At 70.7% G+C, this 23,292-nt stretch carries 25 protein-coding genes; 19 read left to right on the top strand and 6 right to left on the bottom strand.

Features of this window, described 5'->3' with window-relative positions; all coding sequences use genetic code 11:
- Nucleotides 1-87 precede the first annotated feature (87 nt).
- Nucleotides 88-1,761, bottom strand: a complete 1,674-nt coding sequence (aceB, locus tag J4030_RS13460; RefSeq protein WP_208049741.1) for a malate synthase A — start codon at nucleotides 1,759-1,761, stop codon at nucleotides 88-90.
- Nucleotides 1,762-1,889: 128 nt separating this feature from the next.
- A complete protein-coding gene (gene aceA / locus J4030_RS13455; protein WP_208049740.1) occupies nucleotides 1,890-3,224 on the bottom strand; it encodes an isocitrate lyase in 1,335 nt (444 codons plus the stop codon).
- 198 nt (nucleotides 3,225-3,422) lie between these two features.
- On the opposite strand from aceA, the gene J4030_RS13450 reads away from it, so the two are divergent.
- The 6 genes from J4030_RS13450 to J4030_RS18045 all read left to right on the top strand — a co-directional run bounded on the left by J4030_RS13450 (nucleotide 3,423) and on the right by J4030_RS18045 (nucleotide 8,705).
- Nucleotides 3,423-4,961, top strand: coding sequence for a helix-turn-helix domain-containing protein (locus J4030_RS13450; RefSeq protein WP_208049739.1), 1,539 nt, complete (start codon nucleotides 3,423-3,425; stop codon nucleotides 4,959-4,961).
- Nucleotides 4,962-5,046: 85 nt separating this feature from the next.
- Nucleotides 5,047-6,057, top strand: coding sequence for a 2-dehydropantoate 2-reductase (locus J4030_RS13445; RefSeq protein ID WP_208049738.1), 1,011 nt, complete (start codon nucleotides 5,047-5,049; stop codon nucleotides 6,055-6,057).
- A 124-nt stretch (nucleotides 6,058-6,181) separates the two neighbouring features.
- Nucleotides 6,182-6,664, top strand: a complete 483-nt coding sequence (gene rpsP / locus J4030_RS13440; protein ID WP_208049737.1) for a 30S ribosomal protein S16 — start codon at nucleotides 6,182-6,184, stop codon at nucleotides 6,662-6,664.
- A 5-nt stretch (nucleotides 6,665-6,669) separates the two neighbouring features.
- Entirely contained in the window at nucleotides 6,670-6,912 is a 243-nt protein-coding gene (locus J4030_RS13435) for an RNA-binding protein (RefSeq protein WP_208049736.1), read from the top strand.
- Nucleotides 6,913-7,006: 94 nt separating this feature from the next.
- Entirely contained in the window at nucleotides 7,007-8,218 is a 1,212-nt protein-coding gene (locus J4030_RS13430; protein ID WP_208049735.1) for an MFS transporter, read from the top strand.
- Nucleotides 8,219-8,231: 13 nt separating this feature from the next.
- Nucleotides 8,232-8,705 (top strand): DUF2752 domain-containing protein, encoded by a 474-nt coding sequence (locus J4030_RS18045; protein ID WP_243763322.1) that lies wholly within the window; start codon nucleotides 8,232-8,234, stop codon nucleotides 8,703-8,705.
- Nucleotides 8,706-8,776: 71 nt separating this feature from the next.
- Here J4030_RS18045 and J4030_RS13420 read toward each other — a convergent pair whose 3' ends face one another.
- Nucleotides 8,777-9,115, bottom strand: a complete 339-nt coding sequence (locus J4030_RS13420; RefSeq protein ID WP_208049734.1) for a DUF4190 domain-containing protein — start codon at nucleotides 9,113-9,115, stop codon at nucleotides 8,777-8,779.
- A gap of 134 nt (nucleotides 9,116-9,249) precedes the next feature.
- On the opposite strand from J4030_RS13420, the gene rimM reads away from it, so the two are divergent.
- The 11 genes from rimM to J4030_RS13365 all read left to right on the top strand — a co-directional run bounded on the left by rimM (nucleotide 9,250) and on the right by J4030_RS13365 (nucleotide 18,896).
- The gene (rimM, locus tag J4030_RS13415; RefSeq protein ID WP_208049733.1) at nucleotides 9,250-9,756 is read left to right on the top strand and encodes a ribosome maturation factor RimM; all 507 of its coding nucleotides are present in this window, start codon (nucleotides 9,250-9,252) and stop codon (nucleotides 9,754-9,756) included.
- A 3-nt stretch (nucleotides 9,757-9,759) separates the two neighbouring features.
- Nucleotides 9,760-10,920 (top strand): tRNA (guanosine(37)-N1)-methyltransferase TrmD, encoded by a 1,161-nt coding sequence (trmD, locus tag J4030_RS13410; RefSeq protein ID WP_208049732.1) that lies wholly within the window; start codon nucleotides 9,760-9,762, stop codon nucleotides 10,918-10,920.
- Between the two features lie 201 nt (nucleotides 10,921-11,121).
- Nucleotides 11,122-11,493 (top strand): 50S ribosomal protein L19, encoded by a 372-nt coding sequence (rplS, locus tag J4030_RS13405; protein ID WP_208049731.1) that lies wholly within the window; start codon nucleotides 11,122-11,124, stop codon nucleotides 11,491-11,493.
- Nucleotides 11,494-11,642: 149 nt separating this feature from the next.
- Entirely contained in the window at nucleotides 11,643-12,578 is a 936-nt protein-coding gene (gene lepB, locus J4030_RS13400; RefSeq protein ID WP_307864695.1) for a signal peptidase I, read from the top strand.
- A gap of 7 nt (nucleotides 12,579-12,585) precedes the next feature.
- Nucleotides 12,586-13,404, top strand: coding sequence for a signal peptidase I (gene lepB, locus J4030_RS13395; protein ID WP_208049730.1), 819 nt, complete (start codon nucleotides 12,586-12,588; stop codon nucleotides 13,402-13,404).
- 4 nt (nucleotides 13,405-13,408) lie between these two features.
- Nucleotides 13,409-14,224 carry a ribonuclease HII gene (locus tag J4030_RS13390; RefSeq protein ID WP_208049729.1) on the top strand — a complete coding sequence of 272 codons (816 nt, stop codon included), beginning with the start codon at nucleotides 13,409-13,411 and terminating at the stop codon, nucleotides 14,222-14,224.
- Nucleotides 14,221-14,526 carry a DUF2469 domain-containing protein gene (locus tag J4030_RS13385; protein WP_179479794.1) on the top strand — a complete coding sequence of 102 codons (306 nt, stop codon included), beginning with the start codon at nucleotides 14,221-14,223 and terminating at the stop codon, nucleotides 14,524-14,526. Before J4030_RS13390 ends, J4030_RS13385 begins: the two co-directional genes overlap by 4 nt.
- Nucleotides 14,527-14,842: 316 nt before the next feature.
- Complete coding sequence (locus J4030_RS13380; protein WP_208049728.1) at nucleotides 14,843-15,232, top strand: YraN family protein; 390 nt, start codon at nucleotides 14,843-14,845, stop codon at nucleotides 15,230-15,232.
- A complete protein-coding gene (locus tag J4030_RS13375) occupies nucleotides 15,229-16,758 on the top strand; it encodes a YifB family Mg chelatase-like AAA ATPase (protein WP_208049727.1) in 1,530 nt (509 codons plus the stop codon). The genes J4030_RS13380 and J4030_RS13375 overlap by 4 nt, the downstream gene beginning before the upstream one ends.
- On the top strand, nucleotides 16,755-17,849 hold the full coding sequence (gene dprA, locus J4030_RS13370) for a DNA-processing protein DprA (RefSeq protein ID WP_208049726.1): 1,095 nt from the start codon (nucleotides 16,755-16,757) through the stop codon (nucleotides 17,847-17,849). The genes J4030_RS13375 and dprA overlap by 4 nt, the downstream gene beginning before the upstream one ends.
- Before the next feature lie 114 nt (nucleotides 17,850-17,963).
- A complete protein-coding gene (locus J4030_RS13365) occupies nucleotides 17,964-18,896 on the top strand; it encodes a tyrosine recombinase XerC (RefSeq protein ID WP_208049725.1) in 933 nt (310 codons plus the stop codon).
- Between the two features lie 3 nt (nucleotides 18,897-18,899).
- Here the strand turns inward: J4030_RS13365 and J4030_RS18555 are convergent, their stop codons facing one another.
- Nucleotides 18,900-19,841 (bottom strand): NBR1-Ig-like domain-containing protein, encoded by a 942-nt coding sequence (locus tag J4030_RS18555; RefSeq protein ID WP_208049724.1) that lies wholly within the window; start codon nucleotides 19,839-19,841, stop codon nucleotides 18,900-18,902.
- Nucleotides 19,842-20,035: 194 nt separating this feature from the next.
- On the opposite strand from J4030_RS18555, the gene J4030_RS13355 reads away from it, so the two are divergent.
- Together J4030_RS13355 and J4030_RS13350 are read left to right on the top strand one after the other, a co-directional pair.
- Nucleotides 20,036-20,887 (top strand): C40 family peptidase, encoded by an 852-nt coding sequence (locus tag J4030_RS13355; RefSeq protein ID WP_208049723.1) that lies wholly within the window; start codon nucleotides 20,036-20,038, stop codon nucleotides 20,885-20,887.
- A gap of 74 nt (nucleotides 20,888-20,961) precedes the next feature.
- Nucleotides 20,962-21,744, top strand: a complete 783-nt coding sequence (locus J4030_RS13350) for a hypothetical protein (protein ID WP_208049722.1) — start codon at nucleotides 20,962-20,964, stop codon at nucleotides 21,742-21,744.
- Nucleotides 21,745-21,818: 74 nt separating this feature from the next.
- Here the strand turns inward: J4030_RS13350 and J4030_RS13345 are convergent, their stop codons facing one another.
- On the bottom strand, nucleotides 21,819-22,307 hold the full coding sequence (locus tag J4030_RS13345; RefSeq protein WP_208049721.1) for a M23 family metallopeptidase: 489 nt from the start codon (nucleotides 22,305-22,307) through the stop codon (nucleotides 21,819-21,821).
- 87 nt (nucleotides 22,308-22,394) lie between these two features.
- On the bottom strand, nucleotides 22,395-23,291 hold the full coding sequence (locus J4030_RS13340; protein ID WP_208049720.1) for an SMP-30/gluconolactonase/LRE family protein: 897 nt from the start codon (nucleotides 23,289-23,291) through the stop codon (nucleotides 22,395-22,397).
- Between the last annotated feature and the right edge of the window lies 1 nt (nucleotide 23,292).

Genomic DNA, 23,292 nt, shown 5'->3' with positions numbered 1-23,292 from the left:
CCGAGTGGCATAGAAATGTTTCGAGTGGCGCACCAGCAGGTGCGCCACTCGAAACATAGGTACGCCACTCGGCGCGGGGAGGACCGCTCAGGCGGGAGCGTGCACCCGCTCGGACTGGTGCAGCTCCGACTCGTCCACGCCGGGCTGCATGCGCAGCGTCGTCTCGGTCAGGAACCGCACGTACCCGTAGTTGGTGAAGAAGCCCGGCAGGTGTTCCTGCAGCGCCACCCGCTCGAGGATCTCGCGGGCACCGTCGTAGCGGGCTACGGTCTCCTCGTCCTGCCCACGGGTGAGGGTCGCGATCTCCTCCTCGACCACGCGGTCCAGCAGCTCACGAGTCACCTGCGGTCCTTCGGCGAGCTGAGAGTTGTGGAACAGCCACTGCCACAGCTGCACTCGCGCCATCTCGACGGTCGCCGCGTCCTCCATCAGGTTGTCGATCGCGACGGCGCCACGGCCGCCGATCCACGACGCGAGGTACTGCAGCGCCACCGAGACGTTGGTGCGCACGCCCTGCAGGCTGATCGTCTGCTGGATCCCGACGAGCGAGACCAGGTCGCGCGCGGTGGTGCGGCTCGGTCGCTGGATGTCGCGCTGGTCGTGCTTGGTGCCGAGCACCGCGGCGTACGCCGACCGGCAGACCTCGACCAGCGCGGGGTGCGCCACCCAGGATCCGTCGAAGCCCTCGGCTGCCTCGCGCTCCTTCTCCGAACGCACCTGGGCGAGCGCGCGCACCCGCGCGTCCTCGTCCTGGCGGGTCGGGTTGACCGCGGCCGGTCCGGCGATGGCGAACGCACCACGCCGGTGACAGGTGGAGACCAGCAACTCGACGTACGCGCGCAGGAACGGCGTGGCCATCGTGATGTGGTCGCGGTCGGGCAGCACGAACTCGGCGCCGCGGTGGGCGAAGGTGCGCACGTAGCTGAAGAGGTAGTCCCAGCGGCCGTCCGCCAGACCCGCGCAGTGATCGCGCAGTTCGTAGAGGATCTCGTCCATCTCGAACGCCGCTGTGAGGGTCTCGATCAGGACGGTGGCCCGGATGGTGCCCTGCGGGATGTCGAGGGTGTCCTGGGCGAAGCGGAACACGTCGTTCCAGAGCCGCGCCTCTTCGTGCGACTCGATCTTGGGCAGGTAGAAGTACGGGCCGGCGCCGCGCTCGATGAGGGCTTTGGCGTTGTGGAAGAAGTACAGGCCGAAGTCGACCAGGGTCGCGGAGACGGGACGGCCGTCGATGCTGATGTGCTTCTCGCACAGGTGCCACCCGCGCGGACGCAGCACGATGGTCGGCGTGTGCTCGGGCTGGCGGCGCACCTGGCCGTCCTCGCGGCGCAGGCTCAGCTCACCGCGCGCCGCGTCGAACAAGGTGACCTGGCCCTCGATGAGGTTGGTCCAGCTCGGCGCCATCGCGTCCTCGAGGTCGGCGACCCAGACGGCGGCCCCGGACTCCAGCGCGTGCATGGCGGTGTTGCGGTAGACGGGAGCGATCAGTTCGCAGCGGCGGTCCTCCAGCCCGGGACCCGGTGCTGCGACCTGCCAGCTACCGTCGGCGCGCACCGGCGCACTGTCTGCCTGGAACTCCAGGTCCTCACCGGCGTTGATCGCGCGGGCGCGCTCCCGACGGCGCGCGAGCAGCTCGGCGCGACGGCCGGCGAACTCCCCGTCGAGCGCGGAGACGAACGCCAAGGCGTCCTGGGTGAGGATCTCGTCGTAACGATCGCCGAAAGCGCCGCGGATCTTCGGTGAGCCGTAGGTGTCGCGCATGATCTGACCTTCCCTGCTGCGAATGCTGAGATTTCGGGGATGGAGGGGGAGACTCAGGGCCCCCACGGCCGGAGCCAGGTGGCCGTGGGGGCCCTGAGTGGTCTAGCGGGAGAACTTCGTGGGGTGACTTAGTGGAACTGGGAGTTCTCCGTGCTGTCCTTCAGCGCCGTGGTGGAGCTGTCGGGGTTGAGCGCGGTGGACACCGCGTCGAAGTAGCCGGTGCCGACCTCGCGCTGGTGCTTGGTCGCGGTGTAGCCGCGGGCCTCGGAGGCGAACTCCTTCTCCTGCAGCTCGACGTACGCCTTCATCTGCTCGCGCGCGTAGCCGTGGGCCAGGTCGAACATCGAGTAGTTGAGAGCGTGGAAGCCGGCCAGGGTGATGAACTGGAACTTGAAGCCCATCGCGCCGAGCTCACGCTGGAACTTGGCGATCGTCTCGTCGTCCAGGTGCTTCTTCCAGTTGAACGACGGGCTGCAGTTGTAGGCCAGCATCTGGTCGGGGAACTTGGACTTGATGCCCTCGGCGAACTTCTTGGCGTGCTCCAGGTCCGGGGTGCCGGTCTCCATCCAGAGCAGGTCGGCGTACTCGGCGTAGGCCAGACCGCGCGCGATGCACGGCTCGATGCCGTTGGTGACCTTGTAGAAGCCCTCGGCGGTGCGCTCACCGGTGATGAACGGCTGGTCGCGCTCGTCCACGTCGGTGGTGAGCAGCGTCGCGGCCTCGGCGTCGGTGCGGGCGATCACGATCGACGGCACGTTGCTGACGTCGGCGGCGAGGCGCGCGGCGTTCAGGGTGCGGACGTGCTGCTGGGTCGGGATGAGCACCTTGCCACCGAGGTGGCCGCACTTCTTCTCCGAGGCCAGCTGGTCCTCCCAGTGCACACCGGCGGCGCCGGAGGCGATCATCGACTTCATCAGCTCGAAAGCGTTCAGCGGGCCACCGAAGCCGGCCTCGGCGTCGGCGACGATGGGCACGATCCACTCGTCGACGGTCTTGATGCCCTCGGCGTACTCGATCTGGTCCGAGCGCAGCAGCGCGTTGTTGATGCGGCGCACCACCTGCGGCACGGAGTTGGCCGGGTAGAGCGACTGGTCGGGGTAGGTCTGGCCGGCCGCGTTGGCGTCGCCGGCGACCTGCCACCCGGACAGGTAGATGGCCTTGAGGCCGGCCTTGACCTGCTGGACGGCCTGATTTCCGGTGAGCGCGCCGAGCGCGTTCACGTAGTCCTCGGTGTGCAGCTTCTCCCACAGCTGCTCCGAGCCGCGGCGGGCGAGGGTGAACTCCTCCTGCACCGAGCCCTGCAGCTTCACGACGTCGGCGGCCGTGTAGTCACGGGCGACGCCGGTCCAGCGGGGGTTGGCGTCCCACTCCTGCTGCAGAGCGGTCGCAGCCTCGGCCTTGCGGTCGGCGGCGGCGGTGCTGGGGGCCTGGTTGATCTCATTGTCGGGAATGGTGGAGGTCATGGCTCCGGGCAGTCCTTTCGGGGTGCTCAGGGGGCCGCATCGGGTACGGCGTTGGTGTCGATCCTGGGGGATTAAACCGGCAAGTACGAAGAAATTTCATGTCAAAATCCTGACAAATTGCGCTATGGTGCGGCAATGCCAGGTCTTGACCACCGGAACGCCCCCCGCGCGGGCGTCAAGAAACGCAAGTCTGTTCAGATGACCACCACCGGTGCCATCCCGCCCGACGTCGACGGCGTCGCGGATGCTCCTGCGGGTCGGTTGACCTCACCGCACCCCGCACCGAGTGCCGCGGTCGGGGCTACCGACGTCCCCGATCCGCTCACCGTCGGACGGCGGCTGCGGCACGTGCGCCAGGAGAGCGGGCGCACCCTCGGCGACGTCGCCGCGGAGATCGGGATGTCGGCGTCGGCGTTGTCGCTCATCGAGAACGGCAAGCGCGAGCCCCGGCTGTCTGTGCTCAACGCGCTCGCGCAGGCACTGGGCACCCAGCTGTCGGAGTTGTTGACGACGGCCCCACCCTCCCGGCGTGCCGCCTTGGAGATCCGCCTCGAACGCGCCCAGCGCGGTGAGGGGTACGACGCGCTCGGGTTGCCGCGGGTGAAGATCGGTCCGCGGCTGCCGACCGAGGCGCTGGAAGCCCTGGTGGGTCTGCACGAGGCGATCGCCGCCTCGTCGGCGGAGCGCGCGGCCACCCCCGAGCACGCGCGCCGCGCCAACCTCGGACTGCGGGAGCGGATGCGCGCGGCCGACAACTACTTCGGCGAGATCGAGGACGAGGCGGCGCAGCTGCTGAGCGCCATCAATTACACCGGTGGGCCGGTGGGCCGGGTCTCCGTGGACCGGATGGCCGCCCACCTGGGCTTCTCCCTGGTGCACACCGGTGACCTGCCCGGCTCCACCCGCACGGTGACCGACCTGCAGCACAAGCGCATCTATCTGCCCCAACCCGAGGCCGGACAGCACGATTCGCGCTCCCTCGCGCTGCAGGCATTGGGTCACCTGGTACTCGGCCACGACGTGCCGGTCGATTATGCGGAGTTCCTCACCCAGCGGGTGGAGATCAACTACTTCGCGGCGTCCGTGCTCATGCCCCAGGAGGGTGCGGTCCAACTGCTGCGCCAGGCCATGGATGCCAAGGACATCGCGATCGAGGATCTGCGCGACGCGTTCGCGGTCTCGTACGAGACCGCGGCCCACCGCTTCACCAACCTCGCCACCCGCCACCTCGGAATCCCGGTGCATTTCATGCGGATCGGGCAGGACGGCGTCATCTACAAGGCCTACGAGAACGACGGGGTGATCTTCCCCAGCGATGCCACGGGCGCGATCGAGGGCCAGCGGGTCTGCCGGGCGTGGACCGCGCGCCGGGTGTTCGAGCAGCCCGACCTGTCGCAGGCGTTCTGCGCCTACACCGACACTCGGTCCGGCACCTACTGGTGCACCGCGGCCATCGATCGGACGCCGGCGGGGGCTTTCTCGGTCAACGTCGGCGTGCGCTACCAGGACGTGAAGTGGATGCGCGGGCGCGAGACGACCCACCGGGCCACGTCGCGCTGCCCGGACCCCACCTGCTGCAACCTGCCGCCCGCCGACCTCGCGGACCGGTGGAGCGGCAACGCGTGGCCGAGCGCGCGAGCGCACTCCCACCTGCTCGCGGCGATGCCGCCGGGTGTGTTTCCTGGGGTCGACGACACCGAGGTCTATCGCTTCCTGGACCGACACGCCCCGGCGTGACCGGAGGGACCATTAGGCGCATGCAATAGCGTGCCCGGATGCGACAGCCGCGACCCATGACCGCGGCGCGCCCGTGAGGGTGTGTGTGGTCGGTGCCGGCGCGATCGGCGGCACCCTCGCGGCGGCGTTCGCTCGTGGCGGAGCGCAGGTCTGCCTGCTCGCGCGGGGTGTCACCCTGGCCGCGCTCGCCCGTGACGGTCTGGTGCTCGAGCACGGCGGGGCCACCGAGCGCTACCCCCTGCCGGTGAGCGCCGACCCCGCCGCGCTCGGCCCGCAGGACGTGCTCGTGCTCGCGGTCAAGGCGCCCTCGCTGCCGTCCGTCGTCCCGACCGTGACCGCCATGCTCGGCGACCGCACCCGGGTGGTCACCGCGATGAACGGGCTCCCGTGGTGGTTCCTGGCCGGCGGGTTCGGCGGCCCCGCCTCCGGCCGTACGCTGCGCGCCGTGGACGCCGGGGGAGCGCTCGCTCGAGCACTGCCGAGCGAGAGGGTCATCGGCTCGGTCGTCCACCTCGGTGCCAGCACGCCGGCGCCGGGAGTCGTCCGGTGGGAGACCGGTGACGGTGTGGTGCTGGGCGATCCCGCGGGCGGTGCCGACGAGGTGACGCAGGGCGTGGCGGCGGTGCTTGGCAGGGGTGGTCTCGCGGCGTCCACGTCCGAGCAGATCCAGCGGGACGTCTGGTGGAAGCTGTGGGGCAACATGACCATGAACCCGGTCAGCCTGCTCACCACCGGCACGATGGACACGATCCTCGACGACGAGCTGGTGATGGAGCTGGTCGACGCGGTGATGCTCGAGGCCAAGACGCTCGGCGGGGCGCTCGGAGTGCCGATGGACCAGGACCCTGCCGACCGGCACCGGATCACCCGGCGGCTCGGGGCCTTCCGTACGTCGATGCTGCAGGACCTCGACGCGGGGCGGCCGGTGGAGCTCGATGCGCTGCTCGGCGCGGTGATCGAGCTGGGGGAGCTGGCACAGGTGCCGCTGCCGACCGCGCGGATGCTCTTCGGGCTCGCGCGCAGCAGGGCGCGGGCCGCGGGGCTCTACCCGGCACCCTCGACGATTTCGGCCGTGCGCGGCGTTCTGGCAGACTGATCGGCGTACCCGCGTGCGGCCGGCCCTCCCTGTGCCCGCGCGCCTACCCCGAGCATCGGCTCCCCGTGTGTTCCCCACCCGGTCTCGCCGCGCTCACCAATGAGATACAGGAGACACCACCACCGTGGCCGTCAAGATTCGTTTGAAGCGACTCGGCAAGATTCGCACCCCCCAGTACCGCGTCGTCGTCATGGACTCGCGCACCAAGCGCGATGGCCGGGCGATCGAGGAGATCGGGAAGTACCACCCCAAGGAAGACCCCAGCCTGATCGAGATCGACTCCGAGCGCGCGCAGTACTGGCTCGGCGTCGGAGCGCAGCCCACCGAACAGGTCCGTGCGCTGCTCGGCGTGACCGGTGACTGGCAGAAGTTCAAGGGCGAGCCGGGTGCCGAGGGCACGCTGCGCGTCAAGGAAGCCCCGCGCGACAAGAAGGCCGCGTACGAGGCCGCACTGGCCGCCGCCCAGAACGCGTCGGACGACGCGGGCAAGGGCAGCGCGACCACCACCCGTAAGAAGGCCGCCGCGGCTCCTGCCGACGACGCGCCGGCCGCCGACAAGGCGGACACCAAGGCCGCGGACGACTCCGCAGCGCCCTCGGAGAGCTGAGCACCTTGCTCGAAGAGGCGTTGGAGCACCTGGTCAAGGGCATCGTCGATCACGATGACGACGTCGTCGTCCAGCACAAGGACGGCCGCCGCGGCGAGATGCTCGAGGTGCGCGTGCACCCCGACGATCTCGGCCGGGTGATCGGACGCTCCGGTCGCACCGCGTCCGCGTTGCGCACCGTCGTGGGCGCTCTCGCGAGCGGCCGCAACGTGCGCGTCGACATCGTCGACACCGACCAGGTGCGCTGACCGGCTGAAAGAGCACTCCAGCGACGCCAGGTGGCCCGGGACATCCCGGGCACCTGGCGTCGTCGTTTTCCCCCCACCTCGAAGGACTCCACTGATGACGACCGCCGCATCCCGCCGCCCCGCGCTCGGGAGTTCCTCCGCACTGGCGGGGGTGCTCGTCGCGTTCGTGGCCAACGGGTTCGGGTACGGCGCGGTCGGCGCACTGACGCCCGCGCTTCGCGAGCAGCTGCACACCGATGCTCTGGGTGTCGGTGTCCTGCTGATGGTGTTGGGCTTCTCCGCGATCGTGGGCATCAACGTCGGTGGCCGCTTCTCCGACGCGCACGGTGCCCTGCGGCCCATGCAGGCAGGCACTCTCGCGATGGGCCTCGGTCTGCTGCTGCTCCCGTGGGCCCGATCGGTGTGGACGGCCTGCGTGGCCGGAGTCCTGCTCGGATTCGGCAACGGTGCCCTCGATGTGTCGATGAACGCCCTGGCGGTCCAGGTCGAGCAGCACCGCGCGCGACCCGTGATGAGTCGGCTGCACGCGTTCTTCTCGGTCGGCACGCTCGCGGTGTCCTTGCTCGTGCTCCTGCTCGGCCGCGGGAACCTGTCCGGTGGCCGACTGGTGCTCGCCGCGATGTCGGTGGTGGGTGTCGCGCTGCTCGTGAGCCTGGTCTTCCAGGAACGACTCTCCGCGCAGTCGCAGATCGTCGGGCACGCCGACGAGCACGGCGCACGCTCCGCGATCCCGCGTGCCGCATGGCTCCTCGGGGTCATGGCCATCTGCTTCGCCGTGGCCGAGGGCACAGCCATGGACTGGTCGGCGTACGACGTGAAATCCATTGCCACCGTGTCTGATTCGACAGCCGCACTCGGCGTGGTCGCGGTCTCGGCGACGATGGTCACCATCCGGCTCTTCGGCGACGCGGCAGTGCACCTGATCGGTCGGCGCGCCGTCGTCCGCTTCGGTGCGGCCGTCGCCGCAGCGGGATACCTGATCGCCGTGATCGCCTCACCGTTGTGGCTCCTGCTGCTCGGGTGGGCCGTGGTCGGACTGGGGATGGGGCTGGTCGCCCCGCAGATCTACGGGTCCGCGGGCAACCTCGCCGGTGGACGCGGGCTGTCCATCGTGGTCTCGATGGGGTACGCCGCGGGTCTGCTCGGTCCGGGGGTCATCGGGGGCCTGGTGCACACGTTCGGCATCGCCCGCGCGCTGATCGTCCCGCTGGCGCTCGCCGCGGTGCTGTCCGCGCTGAGCGTCGTGATGCCCGACGTACGCCGAGATGCCGAGCCCGAACCGGCACCGGCCGTCCCCACCGTTTGAGACACTGACGAGCATGACCCAGCTCGGTGCCGCGCCAGTGCATCCGTCGGCGACGCCCGGCGCGGAGGCCGCCGGGCCCACGTCGCTGTGGCGCCGGGTGCGCCCGCTCGCCGTCGGCGGGCTGCTGGTGGGCGCGGCCACCGTGGCGCTGCACTTCCGGGATCCGCACCAGCACGGTTCGTGGGGGATGTGCCCGCTCTATGCACTCACCGGGATCTACTGCCCGGGTTGCGGTGGGTTGCGAGCCGTCAACGACCTCACCAACGGCAACCTGCGGGCCGCACTCTCCAGCAATGTCTTCGTGGTGCTCCTGATGCCCGTCGTCGTCGGATGGTGGCTCACGGCCCTACGCGACCGCTGGCGCGGGGTAGTCGGGGTGCCCTTCGCCCGGCAGCACGCCACCACGTTCACCTACGTGCTCTCCACCCTCGCGGTCGTCTTCATGGTCGCGCGCAACACACCCTGGGGCGCAGCCCTCGCTCCATGACCGAGTCCGCGTACGACGAACGGCGGGCACCTGGAACTTCCGGGTGCCCGCCGTTCTTCGAGACCTGACGTTCAGCGACGCGAGAAGTAGATCGCGTCACCGATCACGGCCAGGACCAGGAGGATGGCACCGACGATGATCGCGGCCTGCGCGAGGCCCGCACCCTTCTGACGGCCTCCGGAGTTCTCGATCTCCTTCTTGCTCTGCACGCCGAGGATGATCCCGACGATCGGGAAGACGAAGCAGCAGACACCGAGGATGCTGAGCACGAGAGCCACCACTGCTTTGGTGCTCTGCTGCGGCGGGGCGCCGCCGTACCCGCCGTCACCGGGGCCGCCTCCCTGCTGGAAGCCGCCGCCCTGGCCGTAGTCGCCGGGCGGGGGCGGGGGTGCGGACTGGTCGTAACTCATGCTTCCTCCGAAAGGTGTGACGGCTGCCGGATGGCTGATCGTGCGCCGATCCAACCACGTAGCAGACTCCTTCGGGTCGATCGCGGCGGACGCGCCCGACGCGACGACGAGCGGTAGCTGGGAGACTTCCCGCCATGGACGAGGTGATGGTGGCGCGCATCGGGCGCGCGAACGGGCTGAGGGGCGAGGTGACGGTCCAGTTGCACACCGACCGGCCGCAGGAGCGGTTCACACCGGGTGCGCGCTTCCGCACCGAACCGTCGATCGGCGAGTTGACGGTGCGGTCGGCGCGCATGCAGGGCACGACGTGGATCCTCGGCTTCGAGCAGGTGCATGACCGCACCGGCGCCGAGGGGCTGCGCGACACCCGCCTGGTGGCGGCGCCGGACGAGGAGGACGACGACGGTTGGTATGAGGACGACCTGATCGACCTGCAGGTGTACGACGTCGACGGCGCCCTCGTGGGTGTCGTGGTCGCGTTGCTGCAGCGACCGGCGCAGGACCTGCTGGAGATCTCGCTGGAGGGCGGCGGCACCGCGTACGTGCCGTTCGTCGAGCAGATCGTGCCTGTCGTCGACATCGATGCCGGGCGGATCGAGATCGACCCCCCACCCGGCCTGCTCGACCTCGGGAGGAGCTGACCGGTGCGCATCGACGTCGTCTCGATCTTCACCGACTACCTCGCCCCGCTGGACCTGTCGCTGATCGGCAAGGCGCGGCGCGACGGCCTGCTCGACATCCGCGTGCACGACCTGCGCGACTTCACCCACGATCGGCACCGCACGGTCGACGACACGCCGTACGGCGGTGGCGCGGGCATGGTGATGAAGGCCGAACCATGGGCCGAGGCGTTGGACTCCCTTGTGGGGGAAGGCGACCCGCGGCCGTTGGTGATAGTGCCGGGGCCCGGCGGCGAGCCGCTGACCCAGCGCACCGCCCGTGAGCTGGCGAGCCGGGAGCGGCTGATCTTCGCCTGCGGCCGCTACGAGGGCATCGACGAGCGGGTCTACGAGCACGCGGCCGAACGGATGGACGTGCGGGTCATCTCGCTGGGCGACTACGTCCTGAACGGGGGCGAGGTCGCCGCGCTCGCCGTCATCGAGGCCGTCGCGCGGCTGCTGCCGGGTGTCATCGGCAACGCCGCCTCCCTCGAGGAGGAATCCCACGAGGACGGCCTGCTCGAATACCCCGTCTACACCAAACCGGCGCAGTGGCGGGACCGGGCGGTGCCCGAGGTGCTGCTGTCCGGCGACCACGCCGCGATCGCCCGCTGGCGCCACGACCAGCAGCTCGAGCGCACCGCGCGGCGTCGGCCCGACCTGCTGCACGCCTCCGCCGCGGCGGCTCCGGACGACCTCGCCTTGGTGCCGGCCGGCCCCGGTGACGTGGGCGAGCTGCTCACCCTGACGCACGCCTGCTGGCTCACGACCGGCATCGAGAACGACACCCTGCAGATCCCCGCCCAGCACGAGACCTACGCGTCGCTGGCCGAGTCGCTGCACACCACCTCCACGTACGTCGTGCGGTCCCACGGCCGGCTCATCGCCTCCGCCCGCGGGCGACTGGACGAGGACGCCTGGGAGATCGAGCGCGTGATGGTTGCTCCCGACCTGCGCGGGAGGGGTCTCGGCGGGTGGTTGCTGGAGCAGATCGAGGCGCGGGCGCCGGAGGGTGCGACGGCGTACAGCCTCTTCACCGGTGAACGCAGCCTGGGCCCGCTGCGGATGTACCGCAGGGCGGGCTACCGGCGTGCGGGGAAGGGGCCGTTCGGGCATACGGTGCGGCTGCGCAAGCCGCGCGATTGACCTGCGACGTCTGCATCCGAGCTCGATTTCAGGCCTGGCGCCCGGTCTGGCAGACTGTGTGGTTGCGTCGAGCACGCACAACGGACCCCCGCCACAGGGGGACGTGGCCCGAGAACCTCGGGGCATGTGGCCCGAGCAGCCCGACGCACTCCCCGTTCATCAACGGTGGCGACCTGTGGCGCCACGAGGAAGTAGCTCGTCATGCATCAGTTCGACGCGATCGACGCCCCCAGCCTGAAGACCGACATCCCCGACTTCCGGGCCGGTGACAACGTCAAGGTGCACGTGAAGGTCGTCGAGGGCACCCGCTCCCGCGTGCAGATCTTCCAGGGTGTCGTCATCGGCCGCCACGGTGGTGGCATCGGTGAGACCTTCACGGTCCGCAAGGTGAGCTTCGGCGTCGGCGTGGAGCGCAAGTTCCCGCTGCACACCCCGGTCATCGACCACATCGAGGTCGCCTCCCGCGGTGACGTGCGCCGCGCGAAGCTGTACTACCTGCGCGATCTGCGCGGCAAGGCCGCGAAGATCAAGGAGAAGCGCGACGTTCCTTCGGCCAAGACCGCCAAGGCCTGAACCGACCGAGTCATCGACTCCGCACGCACCGACGACGGCGCGATCCCTCCGGGGTTCGCGCCGTCGTCGCGTCCACCCTCGTCGTCGTCCGACGTGGCGAAGGCGTCCCTGCACCGTCGGGTCCCATCTTCGTGGGGCACACTCGCGTGGTGACATCCGATCCGGGGGGCAGAGGACACGGACCGCGACGCTGGCTGCGCCCCGGCGCGCACGCCTGGAGGCTTCCGGCCGGCGCCACCCGCCCGCAGCAGGTGGTCGGCCCGCTCCCGAAGGCAACCCCGGCGACACCCGTCGACCCCGCGGACGAGCCCACGATCGGCCTGCGGTTGCATACGCCGCACCCGTCACCGTCTCCCGGGACTCCGGACGCTCCATCCCCAGCGGCACCGGAGCCCGCGACGGCATCTGCACCCGGACGCCGTACGCCGCGCTGGCTGGTGGCCGCCCGCGAGGTCGTGGTGGTCATAGTCATCGCGATGCTGCTCTCCTTCCTGATCAAGACCTTCCTGTTGCAACCGTTCTGGATCCCGTCGGAGTCGATGGAGCCGGGGTTGGTGCCCGGTGACCGTGTCGTCGTCAGCAAGCTCACCCCGGGTCCGTTCGACCTGCACCGTGGGGACGTCGTGGTCTTCCAGGACCCCGACGACTGGCTCGGAGACGAGGGGACGACGCCCAATCCCGGACCGGTGCAGAAGCTGCTGTCCTTCGTGGGTCTCTACCCCGCGGGCGACAACCACCTGATCAAACGGGTGATCGGGATGCCCGGTGACCACGTGAAGTGCTGCGACAGCGCCGGTCGGATCACCATCAACGGCGCCTCGATCACCGAGCCGTACCTGGCGGCGGGCACCAAACCGAGCATCCCGCGGTTCGACATCACCGTCCCGGCGGGCCGGATCTGGGTGATGGGCGACAACCGGGGCAATTCGGGGGACTCGCGTTTCCACGACGACGGCTCGGGCGCAACCGGTTCGGTGCCGATCAAAGACGTCACCGGGCGGGCCGATGCAGTGGTGTGGCCCCTGGACCGCATAACCTGGCTCAGCAACTACTCCGCGACCTTCGCGAAGGTTCCTTCCCCTTGACGGACGTATGACTGACAACTCTCGCCACCGCCCCGCACAGGGCGCTTCCTCCGACGGACCCGAGCGCAACGCCGAGTCGGACACCCCGGACGACCGCCGGCCCGCACCCGGCGAGGTACCCGCCGCTGAAGGGCAGCCGCGGGCTCGCCACCGGTGGGTGTTCCTGCGAGAGCTGGCCATCGTCGTGGTCATCGCGCTCGGTCTGTCCTTCCTGGTCAAGACCTTCCTGGTGCAGCCGTTCTCGATTCCGTCGCCGTCGATGGAGAACACGCTCATCACCGGCGACCGGATCCTGGTCAGCAAGTTCACCCCGCAGCACTCGCAGCTGCACCGCGGCGACGTGGTGGTCTTCTCCAAGCCGGCCACCTGGGGGCCGAACGAGTCCAGCCCCACCTTGTTCAAGCGGATCGTCAAGGACGGCCTGATCGGTGTGGGAGTGCTCCCCGGCGGGCCGGACCACCTGGTCAAACGGGTGATCGGGCTGCCGGGCGACCGCGTGGTCTGCTGCAACGCCAACGACCAGCTCACCATCAACGGGCACGCGATCACCGAGCGCTACCTGCCGCCGGGTGAGAAGTCCGACGACGGACCCGAGGCCCGGTTCGACATCACCGTGCCGGCCGGCAAGGTGTGGGTGCTCGGCGACAACCGGGCCGATTCGGCCGACTCGCGGGTGCACAACATCGACGGCAAGGGGGTCGACGGGACCGTGCCGATGAGCGACATCACCGGACAGGTCGTCGCGATCGCCTGGCCGATCAGTCGGATCGGCGGCCTGCCGACGTACGGCTCGGTCTTCGCCGACGTGCCCAAGCCGAGACCGTGACGTCATGACGCCCGCTCGACCGAGCCTGCGCGTCGAACGCGCGCTGCAGCGCGAGGGCCACCGGTTGCTGTGCGGGATGGACGAAGTCGGCCGCGGCGCGCTCGCCGGGCCGGTCTCCGTGGGCGCCGTCGTGATCGACGAGCACAGTCCTACCGCGCCGCAGGGGGTCCGCGATTCCAAGCTGCTCACCCCCGCCGCGCGGGAACGGCTGGTGCCCCGGCTGCGCAGGTGGGCGGTCGCGTACGCCGTCGGCCATGCCAGTGCCGCCGAGATCGACCGGATCGGGATCATGGCCGCTCTGCGTCTCGCCGGTCGCCGGGCCCTGGCGATGCTCGAGGTGGAGCCCGACCTGGTGATCCTGGACGGCAACTACGACTGGCTGTCCGACCGCGAGGTCTCACCCGTGCTGCTGTCGGTGGAGCAGGTGGCGGGGTTCGGGCCGGACGTCGCGGTCGCCGGGCAGCTTCGGGCACCCGGCCTCGACCGGCCGATCCCGCCGGTCACCACGATGATCAAGGCCGACATGAAGTGCTCCTCGGTGGCGGCGGCCAGTGTGCTCGCCAAGGTGGAGCGGGACGCGATGCTGCGCGACTTCCACGAGGCCTATCCGCAGTTCAACTGGGCCGGCAACAAAGGGTATTCAGCGCCCGATCACCTGGCGGCGATCGAGAAGCACGGACCGTGCGAGCTGCACCGGCGCAGCTGGCGGCCGTTCGGCGGGGTCGGCGACTGCGCCGACGGCGCAATCGTCGGCGCACCTGCCGACGCCGCCGATACGTTCGAGCAGAGTGCATCGGACGCGATGAAGGAGTGGGCGTGAGCGCGGAGGACCTGGAGAAGTACGAGACCGAGCAGGAGCTCGCGCTCTACCGGGAGTACCGCGACGTGGTGGGCTTGTTCAGCCATGTCGTCGAGACCGAGCGCCGGTTCTACCTGTGCAACGAGGTCGACGTCCTGGTCCGCGGCGAGGGTGCCGAGGTCTTCTTCGACGTGCGGATGAGCGACGCGTGGGTCTGGGACGTCTACCGCCCCGCGCGGTTCGTCAAACAGGTCCGCGTCATCACCTTCAAGGACGTGAACGTGGAAGAGCTGCCGGCCCGTGAGATGGAGCTGCCCGACTGAGCGGAGCGAGGTCGGGGCAGGTCCATCTCGCCAGAACGCGATGACCGAGATGGAGTTGCCCGACTGAGCGGAGCGAGGTCGGGGCAGGTTCATCTCGCCGGAAAGCGATGACCGAGATGGAGCTGCCCGACTGAGCGGAGCGACGGTGACGCAGTTCGGTCGAGTCCCGGCCGGCGGTAACCGCGCAACGGCGTTCGCCCCGGGGTCCGCGCTCATCCACATCCCCCGTGTGACTGGGCCCCCGTCCACAGGCGGCTGCGCAGCCGCAGCCGGGACGGTCCTCCCGCGCCAGGGTCGGGGGCGGAGGTGATGCCGGATGAAGAGTTCAGGACCGGGGCCGCGGGTGGATCCGCGTCACGCGCTCGGACGCGCGGGCGAGGACTACGCCGTGGACTATCTGCGATCGCAGGGCATGGTGGTGGTCGAGCGCAACTGGCGGTGCCGTGAGGGTGAGCTGGACGTGATCGCCTTCGACGAGGCGCACGACACCCTCGTCATCGTCGAGGTGAAGACCCGCCGCACCACGACGTTCGGGTCACCGGTCGAGGCGGTCACCCGACTCAAGGCTGCGCGCCTGCGACACCTGGCACACGCCTGGTTGCGCGAGCATCCCGTGGGTGTGGCGCGCGTGAGGATCGACGTCGTCGGCATCCTCGTGCGTCCGCACAGCGCACCGGTGATCGAGCACGTCCGGGACGTCTGGTGAGTCTCGGGCGCACCCGCAGCGTCACGCTGCGGGGGATCGAGGGGACGGTGGTCGACGTCGAGGCGAACGCCTCGCAGGGGCTGCCGGCGTTCACGGTCACCGGCATGCCGGACGCCGCGTGCCGGCAGTCGCCGGAGCGGATCCGCGCGGCGTGCGGCAACAGTGAGCTGGAGCTGCCTTCGGGTCGGATCACCGTGAACCTGTCACCCGCCGCGCTGCCCAAGCACGGGTCCGGGTTCGATCTGGCCATCGCCGTCGCCGCGCTCGCCGCGGCCGGTGTCGTCGCCACCGAGGTGGTGCGCGACATCGTGCATCTCGGGGAGCTCGCCCTCGACGGGTCGATCCGCCCGGTGTACGGCGTCCTGCCGGCGGTGCTCGCCGCCGTGGCGGCGGGGGTCACCCACGTCGTCGTACCCGCCGCGAACGCCGCGGAGGCCGCGCTCGTCCCAGGAGTTCTCATCACACCGATGCGCACCCTCCCGGAGCTCGTCGTCCGCTACGACCTGGTCAGGAAACGACGCCCGCTGCCCGACCTGCCGATCGACCCGCCGGCGACCGCGGCCGCACGGGAGCTGCCCGATCTGCGGGACGTGTCCGGTCAGGAGGAGGCACGGCACGCCCTGGAGGTCGCGGCCGCCGGTGGACACCACATGGCGATGATCGGACCACCCGGCGCGGGCAAGACGATGATCGCCGAGCGGCTGCCCGGCATCCTGCCGCCGCTGGAGCGTGCGGACGCGCTGGAGGTCACCGCCATCCACTCGGTGCTGGGTGCGCTCGGCGCCGAGGTGCTCATCGATCGGGCGCCGTTCGTCGCGCCCCATCACGGTGCCTCGATGGCCGCGGTGATCGGCGGCGGCAGCGGTCCAATCCGGCCCGGCGCGGTGAGCCGGGCCCACCGCGGGGTGCTCTTCCTCGACGAATCGCCGGAGTTCCGGCGCGATGTGCTCGACGCGCTGCGCCAGCCCCTCGAGGCGGGGCGGGTGACCATCGCCCGGGCGGACCGGGTCGCGACCTACCCGGCACGCTTCCAGCTGGTGCTGGCCGCCAACCCGTGCCCGTGCGGAAAGAACTACGGCAAGGGTGGCGGGTGCAGCTGCTCGGTGCTGATGCGGCGGGGCTACCTCAACAAACTCTCGGGTCCGCTGATGGACCGGGTCGACGTGCACCTGCAGGTCGCTCCGGTGACCCGCGCGAGCCTCGCCGGGCCCGGTGGCGAGCCGAGCGCCGCGGTGGCCGCGCGGGTGGTGCAGGCGCGCGAGCGGCAGGCGCGGCGCTGGCACGGGTGCGGATGGCAGATCAACGGGACGGCACCGGGCCCGGCGTTGCGCGGCCGCTGGCGGCTGCCGCGCGAGACCACCATGGTGCTCGATCGTGCTCTGGAGACGGGCACGCTCACCATGCGCGGATACGACCGGTGTCTGCGCGTGGGATGGACCCTGGCCGACCTGCAGGAGCTGGACGCGCCCGGCCCGGAGCATCTGCTGCGGGCACTCGCGTTGCGCACCAGTCAGGCGGCAGCGTGAGGACGCAGGCCGACGATCGAGCGGCGCGGGTCGCCTTGTCCAAGGTCGGAGAGCCGATGGACCCGACGATCTGCACGCTGGTCCAGGAGAGGGGACCGGCCGGTGCCTGGGAGGCGATCGCCAGCAATGTGGGCGGGCTCTACGACCGGTTCGCCGCGCGGGTCGCTGATCTGGACCTCGACCGGGTGTTGCACGCCGCCGAACGGCTCGGCATCCGGGTGCTCGTGTCCGGTGACCCCACCTGGCCCTGCGGTCTGGACGACCTGGAGATGCCGCCGATGTGCCTGTGGGTGCGGGGCCCGGCGGATCTCGCACGGGTCCTCGAGCGCAGCGTCTCGGTGGTCGGCGCGCGGCTGGCGACGGCGTACGGCGAGTCCGTCGCGGGCGAGCTCGCGCACGACCTGGCGGTACGCCGATTCACCGTCGTGTCCGGTGGCGCGTACGGCATCGACACGGCAGCCCACCGCGGGGCGCTGGCGGGAGACGGCGTGACGATCGCGGCGATGGCCGGTGGCGTGGACCGGCTCTACCCGGCCGGCAACCACGACCTTCTCGAGGAGATCGCACGCACCGGCGCCGTGCTGTCCGAGTGCCCGCCGGGCGCGTCACCCCAGCGGCACCGCTTCCTCGCCCGAAACCGGCTGATCGCGGCGATGACACCGGGCACCGTCGTGGTCGAGGCGGGCATCCGTTCCGGATCGCTCAACACGGCCCGCAACGCGGAGCGGCTGCACCGGGTGGTCGCCGCAGTGCCGGGGCCGGTCACCTCGACGGCCAGTGTCGGCACGAACGAACTGATCCGACAGGGGATCGCCTCCCTGGTGACGGATGCGGCCGAGTGCGCGGAGCTGTTCGGCGATCTCGGCACCGATCTCGCGCCCCGCGTCGAGGGGGCGCCGGCGCCCGGTGACGACCTGCCCGAGGTGCACCGCCGGGTCCTGGAGGCGCTGCCGGTGCGTCGGTCCTCCACCGTCGACCAGCTCACCCGATCGGCCGGGTTGTCCGTGGGGGACGTGCTCGGTGGGCTCGGTGCGCTGGAGATGCGTGGACTTGCGGCACGTTCGCCGGACGGGTGGCGTCGTGCCGGGTGACCCTGACGGCGTTCGCGACGGTTGACGGTGTTCGAACGCCGTCAACGGATGCGAACACCGTCAGCGTCGGCCAGCCACGCCTCGGTGCACGCTCGCCCGGGCTAGCGTGGCGGGGTGGCGAGCGAAGCACCGGACGCGGCACCCAGCGAACTGCTGGGCTGCCTGCCGGTGTTCGAGCGCCACCTGCGCTTCGAGAAGGGCCGCTCCGAGCACACCGTGCGGGCCTATCTGACCGACCTGCACGGTCTCGCGGACTTCCTCTCCGGCGCGGGCGTGGTCGCGCTCGCCGACATCGGACTGGCCGACCTGCGGTCCTGGCTCGCCGAGCAGGACCGGGCGGGTGCGGCCCGCACCAGCATCGCTCGCCGCGCCGCCGCGGCGCGGGGCTTCTTCCGTTGGGCGCGGCACACCGGGCGCATCGAGGTCGATCCGGCACTTCGCCTGGTCTCACCCACCCGCGGCCGGCACCTGCCCGCGGTCCTGCGGCGTCAGGAGGCGGATGCGCTCCTGACCCTGGCCGGTACGGCGGCCGACGACAGCGACCCGGTGCGGGTGCGCGATCACGCCATGCTCGAACTGCTCTACGCCAGCGGCATCCGGGTGGGCGAGCTCGTCGGGCTCGATCTCGACGACCTCGACCTGGCGACCGGACTGGTCCGGGTGATCGGCAAGGGGGACAAAGAGCGCACGGTGCCCTTCGGCGTGCCGGCGGCGGACGCCATCCATCGGTGGATCTCCCACCGCGCCACGCTGGCGACCCCGGCATCCGGGCCCGCGCTGTTCCTCGGCCGTAGAGGGGGCCGGGTCGATCCCCGCACGGTGCGCACCAGCCTCACCGCACTGGTGCGCGAGCTGCCCGATGCCCCGGCGCTCGGGCCGCACGGCCTGCGCCACAGTGCCGCCACGCACCTGCTCGAAGGCGGCGCGGACCTGCGCATGGTGCAGGAACTGCTGGGCCACGCGAGCCTGTCGACCACCCAGATCTACACCCACGTCTCGGTGGAGCGGTTGCGGGCGTCGTACACCCAGGCCCACCCGCGGGCTTGAGGGTCAGTTGACGACGTAGACGTAGAAGTAGACGGGACGGTTGCCGGGGAAGGTGCGACGCCCCTGCGCGTCGAGCATCTCGAACTTCACGTAACAGGTCCGAGCCGTCGAGGGCGCGGTCACCGAGATGGAGACGACGGCGGAGTGTCCGGGTCCGGTGGTCGGCACCATGGCGCGCTTGCGCGTCCGACAGTCCGCGGCGCCCTGGGGCGCTCCCACCCGCGAGAGCGAGCGACCGGTCCAGGTGGCCGTGCCGACGTTGTCCAGACGCCACTGCTTGGTGAACGTCTGCCCCACCTGCACTGTCGCGCAGTCCGGGTAGGAGACGTCCGCACCGAACGTGGAGGAGTCGCCGGGGGTGACCGGCGGCATCGCCGACGCGGGCGCCTTCGAGACCACGCACCCGGTCGGGCTGCCGCCCGACTGGCCGGGGTTGGTCTGCCCGGTGGGAACCTGCGGGGCGGCCGTGGCCGACGTACCGGACGCGTTCGCGGGGGACGAGCGCCTGCTCAAGGCGAGGACGAGGCCGGCGACGGCTACGGCCGCCACCAACACGATCGCCACCGGCACCCAGGTCGGCTCCCACCAGCGATGGCGGGGTCGGTCGGGCGTCGGTTGGGTCGCCGCGGACGCGGCGACGGGCTCGGCGGCCGCGGGGGGAGCGGCCGGTGTGGTGCGCTCCGTCGACAGGTCGACATGACGAGCCGCCGCGTGCCACCGTTCCTCCCACTGCGCCGGGTCGGCGCCGCACGCCAGGACGAACTGCTTGGTGGTGTCCCACGACGGGAAACGGTTGCCCGAGGCGGCCTCGTGCAGCGTGGTGTGCGAGATGCACCCGGACGTCTCGGCCATCTTGCGGAAGGACGGGTTGCCGGCGGATTTGCGGAGGGCGGACAGCTCGTCGGCGAATCGTTGCACCGTCTGCTGACGGTCGTTGGTCGGCACGGTGGTGCTCCTCGGTCGTCGCGTCGTCCAACCGTCCCCGAACGGTTGCTCCCGCCGCAATGTAACGGCAGCACGTGTCCGTAAGACGGTGTCAGGTGTCGTCAGGTTCCGTCCACGGGTGTCGAACACCACGTCTTGCCTGCGAACTTCGTTGCCATGCCGCGCATCCGGCGCAGCGTCCAAGGAGGCATCGCATGTCCGTCCGCACCAGCACACCGCTTCGGATCCTTACGACGGCAGGCCTGACCGCCGCGATCGGGGTCACCGCCGTCGGTCACGGAATGAGTGCCGAGGCCGCCACCCGGTCCTTCCCGGCGAAGGTGACCCTCAACGGGCGCCAGCACATCGGGGACAGCTCGACCGCGAAGGGCGCCGTCGTCGACAAGTACAAGGCCGGCCACCAGGTGCCGGTCACCTGTCAGGCGGCGCACACGGGAACGCTCTGGGACAAGACGACCGACAAGCTGTGGGTGCCCGACAAGTACCTCACCACCGGCACCGACGGCTACGTGTCCGGGATGACCAAGTGCGCCGAGGACGACGGATCCCTGAGCGCCAAGCAGTACGGCCGGATCGACGGCCCGCGCGGGCCGCAGGGAGGCACCCACGCCCAGAAGGTCGATCGGGTCATCGCGGCTGCCAGGTCACAGACCGGAAAGGGTCTGACCTACTCCTGGGGCGCGGGCGGCAAGGGCGGACCGGCGTACGGAGTCGGCACCTCGCCGAGCGGCTACCACGACTCCGACCGGTTCGGTTTCGACTGCTCCGGCTTCACCCTCTACGCGTTCTGGAAGGGCGCGGGGGTGGACGTCGGCTCCAACACCACGGCGCAGTACGCGCATGCCCACCGGGTGAGGCGCTCCCAGATGCAGCGGGGCGATCTCGTCTTCTGGGGCAGCGGCTCGAGCACGCACCACGTCGCGATCTACCTCGGCAAGAACCGCATCCTCGAGGCCGACGTCCCCCGCGACAGCCACAGCGTCCGCGAGGCCGCACTGAGCGCACCCGGCTCGGACCTCATGCCGTACGTCGTGCGACCTGTGTGAAACCTGAACGCGTCTTGCTGCGTCACATCCCCGAACCAACCCCGAAATCCGAACTGTCACAAGGGAGAACGATCATGAGCACCACCATCACGAAGTACGCCACCCGCGCCGGAGCAGTCGTGGGCATCGGTGCCGCCGGCCTGCTGGCCCTCGGCGGGCCGGCCTTCGCCACGGGTCACGCCGGCACCGTCCACACGCACGGATCACCACTGACGGCGCGTGCGTCGGCGTCGACCTCGGCGCGCAGCACCGGCAGCTACGCCAACGGCGCGAAGGTGACGATCTCGTGCCAGACCCATGGCTCGAAGGTCACCGGCATGTACGGCACCAGCACTCTGTGGGACAAGGTCGGCAAGGGCTACGTCTCCGACACCTACGTCAAGACCGGCAGCGACGGCCGGGTCGCGCCGGAATGCGGCACGACCTCGACCCCGCCGCCCACCGCGGGCTGCTCGACGAAGGGGACCAACGACCCGCGCTCGTGCGCCGCCGCCGTGACCTGGGCCAGGAACCACCTGGGCCGGACCAGTTCGGACTACGCGCACCGGTGCGACCACGTCGTGGCACTCGCCTACGGCTTCGGTGCCAGCGGCTCCCAGTCCGCCAACTCGCACTGGGCGGCCATCCCGTCCAAGTACAAGCACAGCGGCGACACCTCGGTCCCGGCCGGCGGGCTCGCGTTCTTCCACACCAGCAGCTTCGGACACGTGATGATCTCCCTCGGGGGCGGGACCTTCGCCTCGAACGACATCCACGGCAACGGCACCTACACCAAGACCACCATCGCCGAGATCCAGAGCAAGTGGGGCGAGACGTACGTCGGGTGGGCCCAGCCCTGGTTCCAGGCGAACCACTGACGGCACCGGGAGCACTGAGAGCACGGCGCCCCGCCGTACGGCAGGGCGCCGGTGCTCTCCCGCAGACGCGGTCCTCACGATCCGAGCGGGATCAGGATCGGCACCCGGGGCTCGAACACGGTCAGCGGATCGCGGTAGACGCCCGGCGCCACCACAAGACCCCAGTGCAGGCAGACCCGCGGCGCGCAGTGGCTCTGCACGGGAGTGAGGGTGGCGATCTGCTGACCGGCGCGGACCGGTGTGCCGGCTGCCAGCGCCGCGGCGACCGGTTCGTACGTCGTGTGCCACCCGTTCGGGTGCGCCACCGTGATCACCCCGCGCCCCGCGACCACCCCGCGAAAGAGGACCACACCGGCGGCCGCGGCGAGCACCGGCTGCCCGGTGCGGCCCAGCAGATCCACCCCGCGGTGGCCGGCCGCCCAGGGCTGCGGTGGCGCGTCGTACCCGCGCACCACGCTCGGCCTCGGATCGAGCGGCCAGACATAACCGGAGGTCGGGGCGGGCGCCGCGCCCTGGCCCAGCAGCACGGCCCACACCGTCACGAACAGCAGCATCGGATCCATGGGCGGCAGCCTGCGCGCTGCCGCTCCGCCCGGTCATCGACGCGGGAGTCCCCTGTGGATAGCGCAGGGGGATGTGGACGAACCGCCCTACGGTCGACCGTCCCGCGGCACGGACACGGTGACGGCCATGATCTGCGCCTCGCGGGCCGCGCTGCGGGCGTGCTCGTCGAAGTCGGGCGCGCACGACATGAACAGGGTGGTGCCCTCGGAGCCGCCCAGCATGCACGCGAAGACCCCCGTGCCCGGCCGCACCTCGTCGACGATCTCGCCGCCCTCGCGTACTCGCACGACCCGTCCGTAGGTCGCGTCCGCGATCCAGAGGCACCCCTCGGCATCCAGCCCGCACCCGTCAGGAGCGACCACGGCCTCCGGTACGGCGGTCGCCAGGTCCCGTGCGGTCGGCAACGCGCCGAACGTCGCCCAGTCCCGGCGCGGCCCGAGCGACCCGTCGGCGGCGATGTCGAACGCGGACACCCGGTTGCCGAAGGTCTCGTCGACCAGCAGCACACCGTCGTCGGTGATCACGCTGCCGTTCGGGAACCACAGGTCGTCGGCGACCTTCGTCACCGAACCGTCCGGGTCGACCCGCAGCAGAGGAGCCGTCTCGATGTCGTCACCGGACATCAGGTCGAAGCCGAAGTTGCCGACGTACGCGCGGCCCTGCCCGTCGACCACCATGTCGTTGGGCAGCCCGGTCACGTGACGTGCCAGGTCGGCGTGCTCGACGAGCGACCCGTCGGCAGTTCGGCGCAGGATCTTGGCGTCCCTCATCGACACCACCAGCAGATCGCCGTCCGGCAGCCACCCGAGCCCTGAGGGCTGGGCGGGCACCCGCGCCTCGACCCGCAGGTCCGTTCCGTCCTCGAGGACCGAATACACCTCGTGCAGATAGAAGTCCACGAACCACAGCCGACCCTCGTGCCAGCGCGGGCACTCGGTGTAGGACATCCCGGACAGCACCGTTCGGACTACGCGCTCGCTCATC

It is taken from the genome of Allobranchiibius sp. CTAmp26, from assembly GCF_017565405.1.
In the GTDB taxonomy this organism is placed as follows: domain Bacteria; phylum Actinomycetota; class Actinomycetes; order Actinomycetales; family Dermatophilaceae; genus Allobranchiibius.
This window is presented reverse-complemented; position numbering and strand designations above follow the sequence as displayed.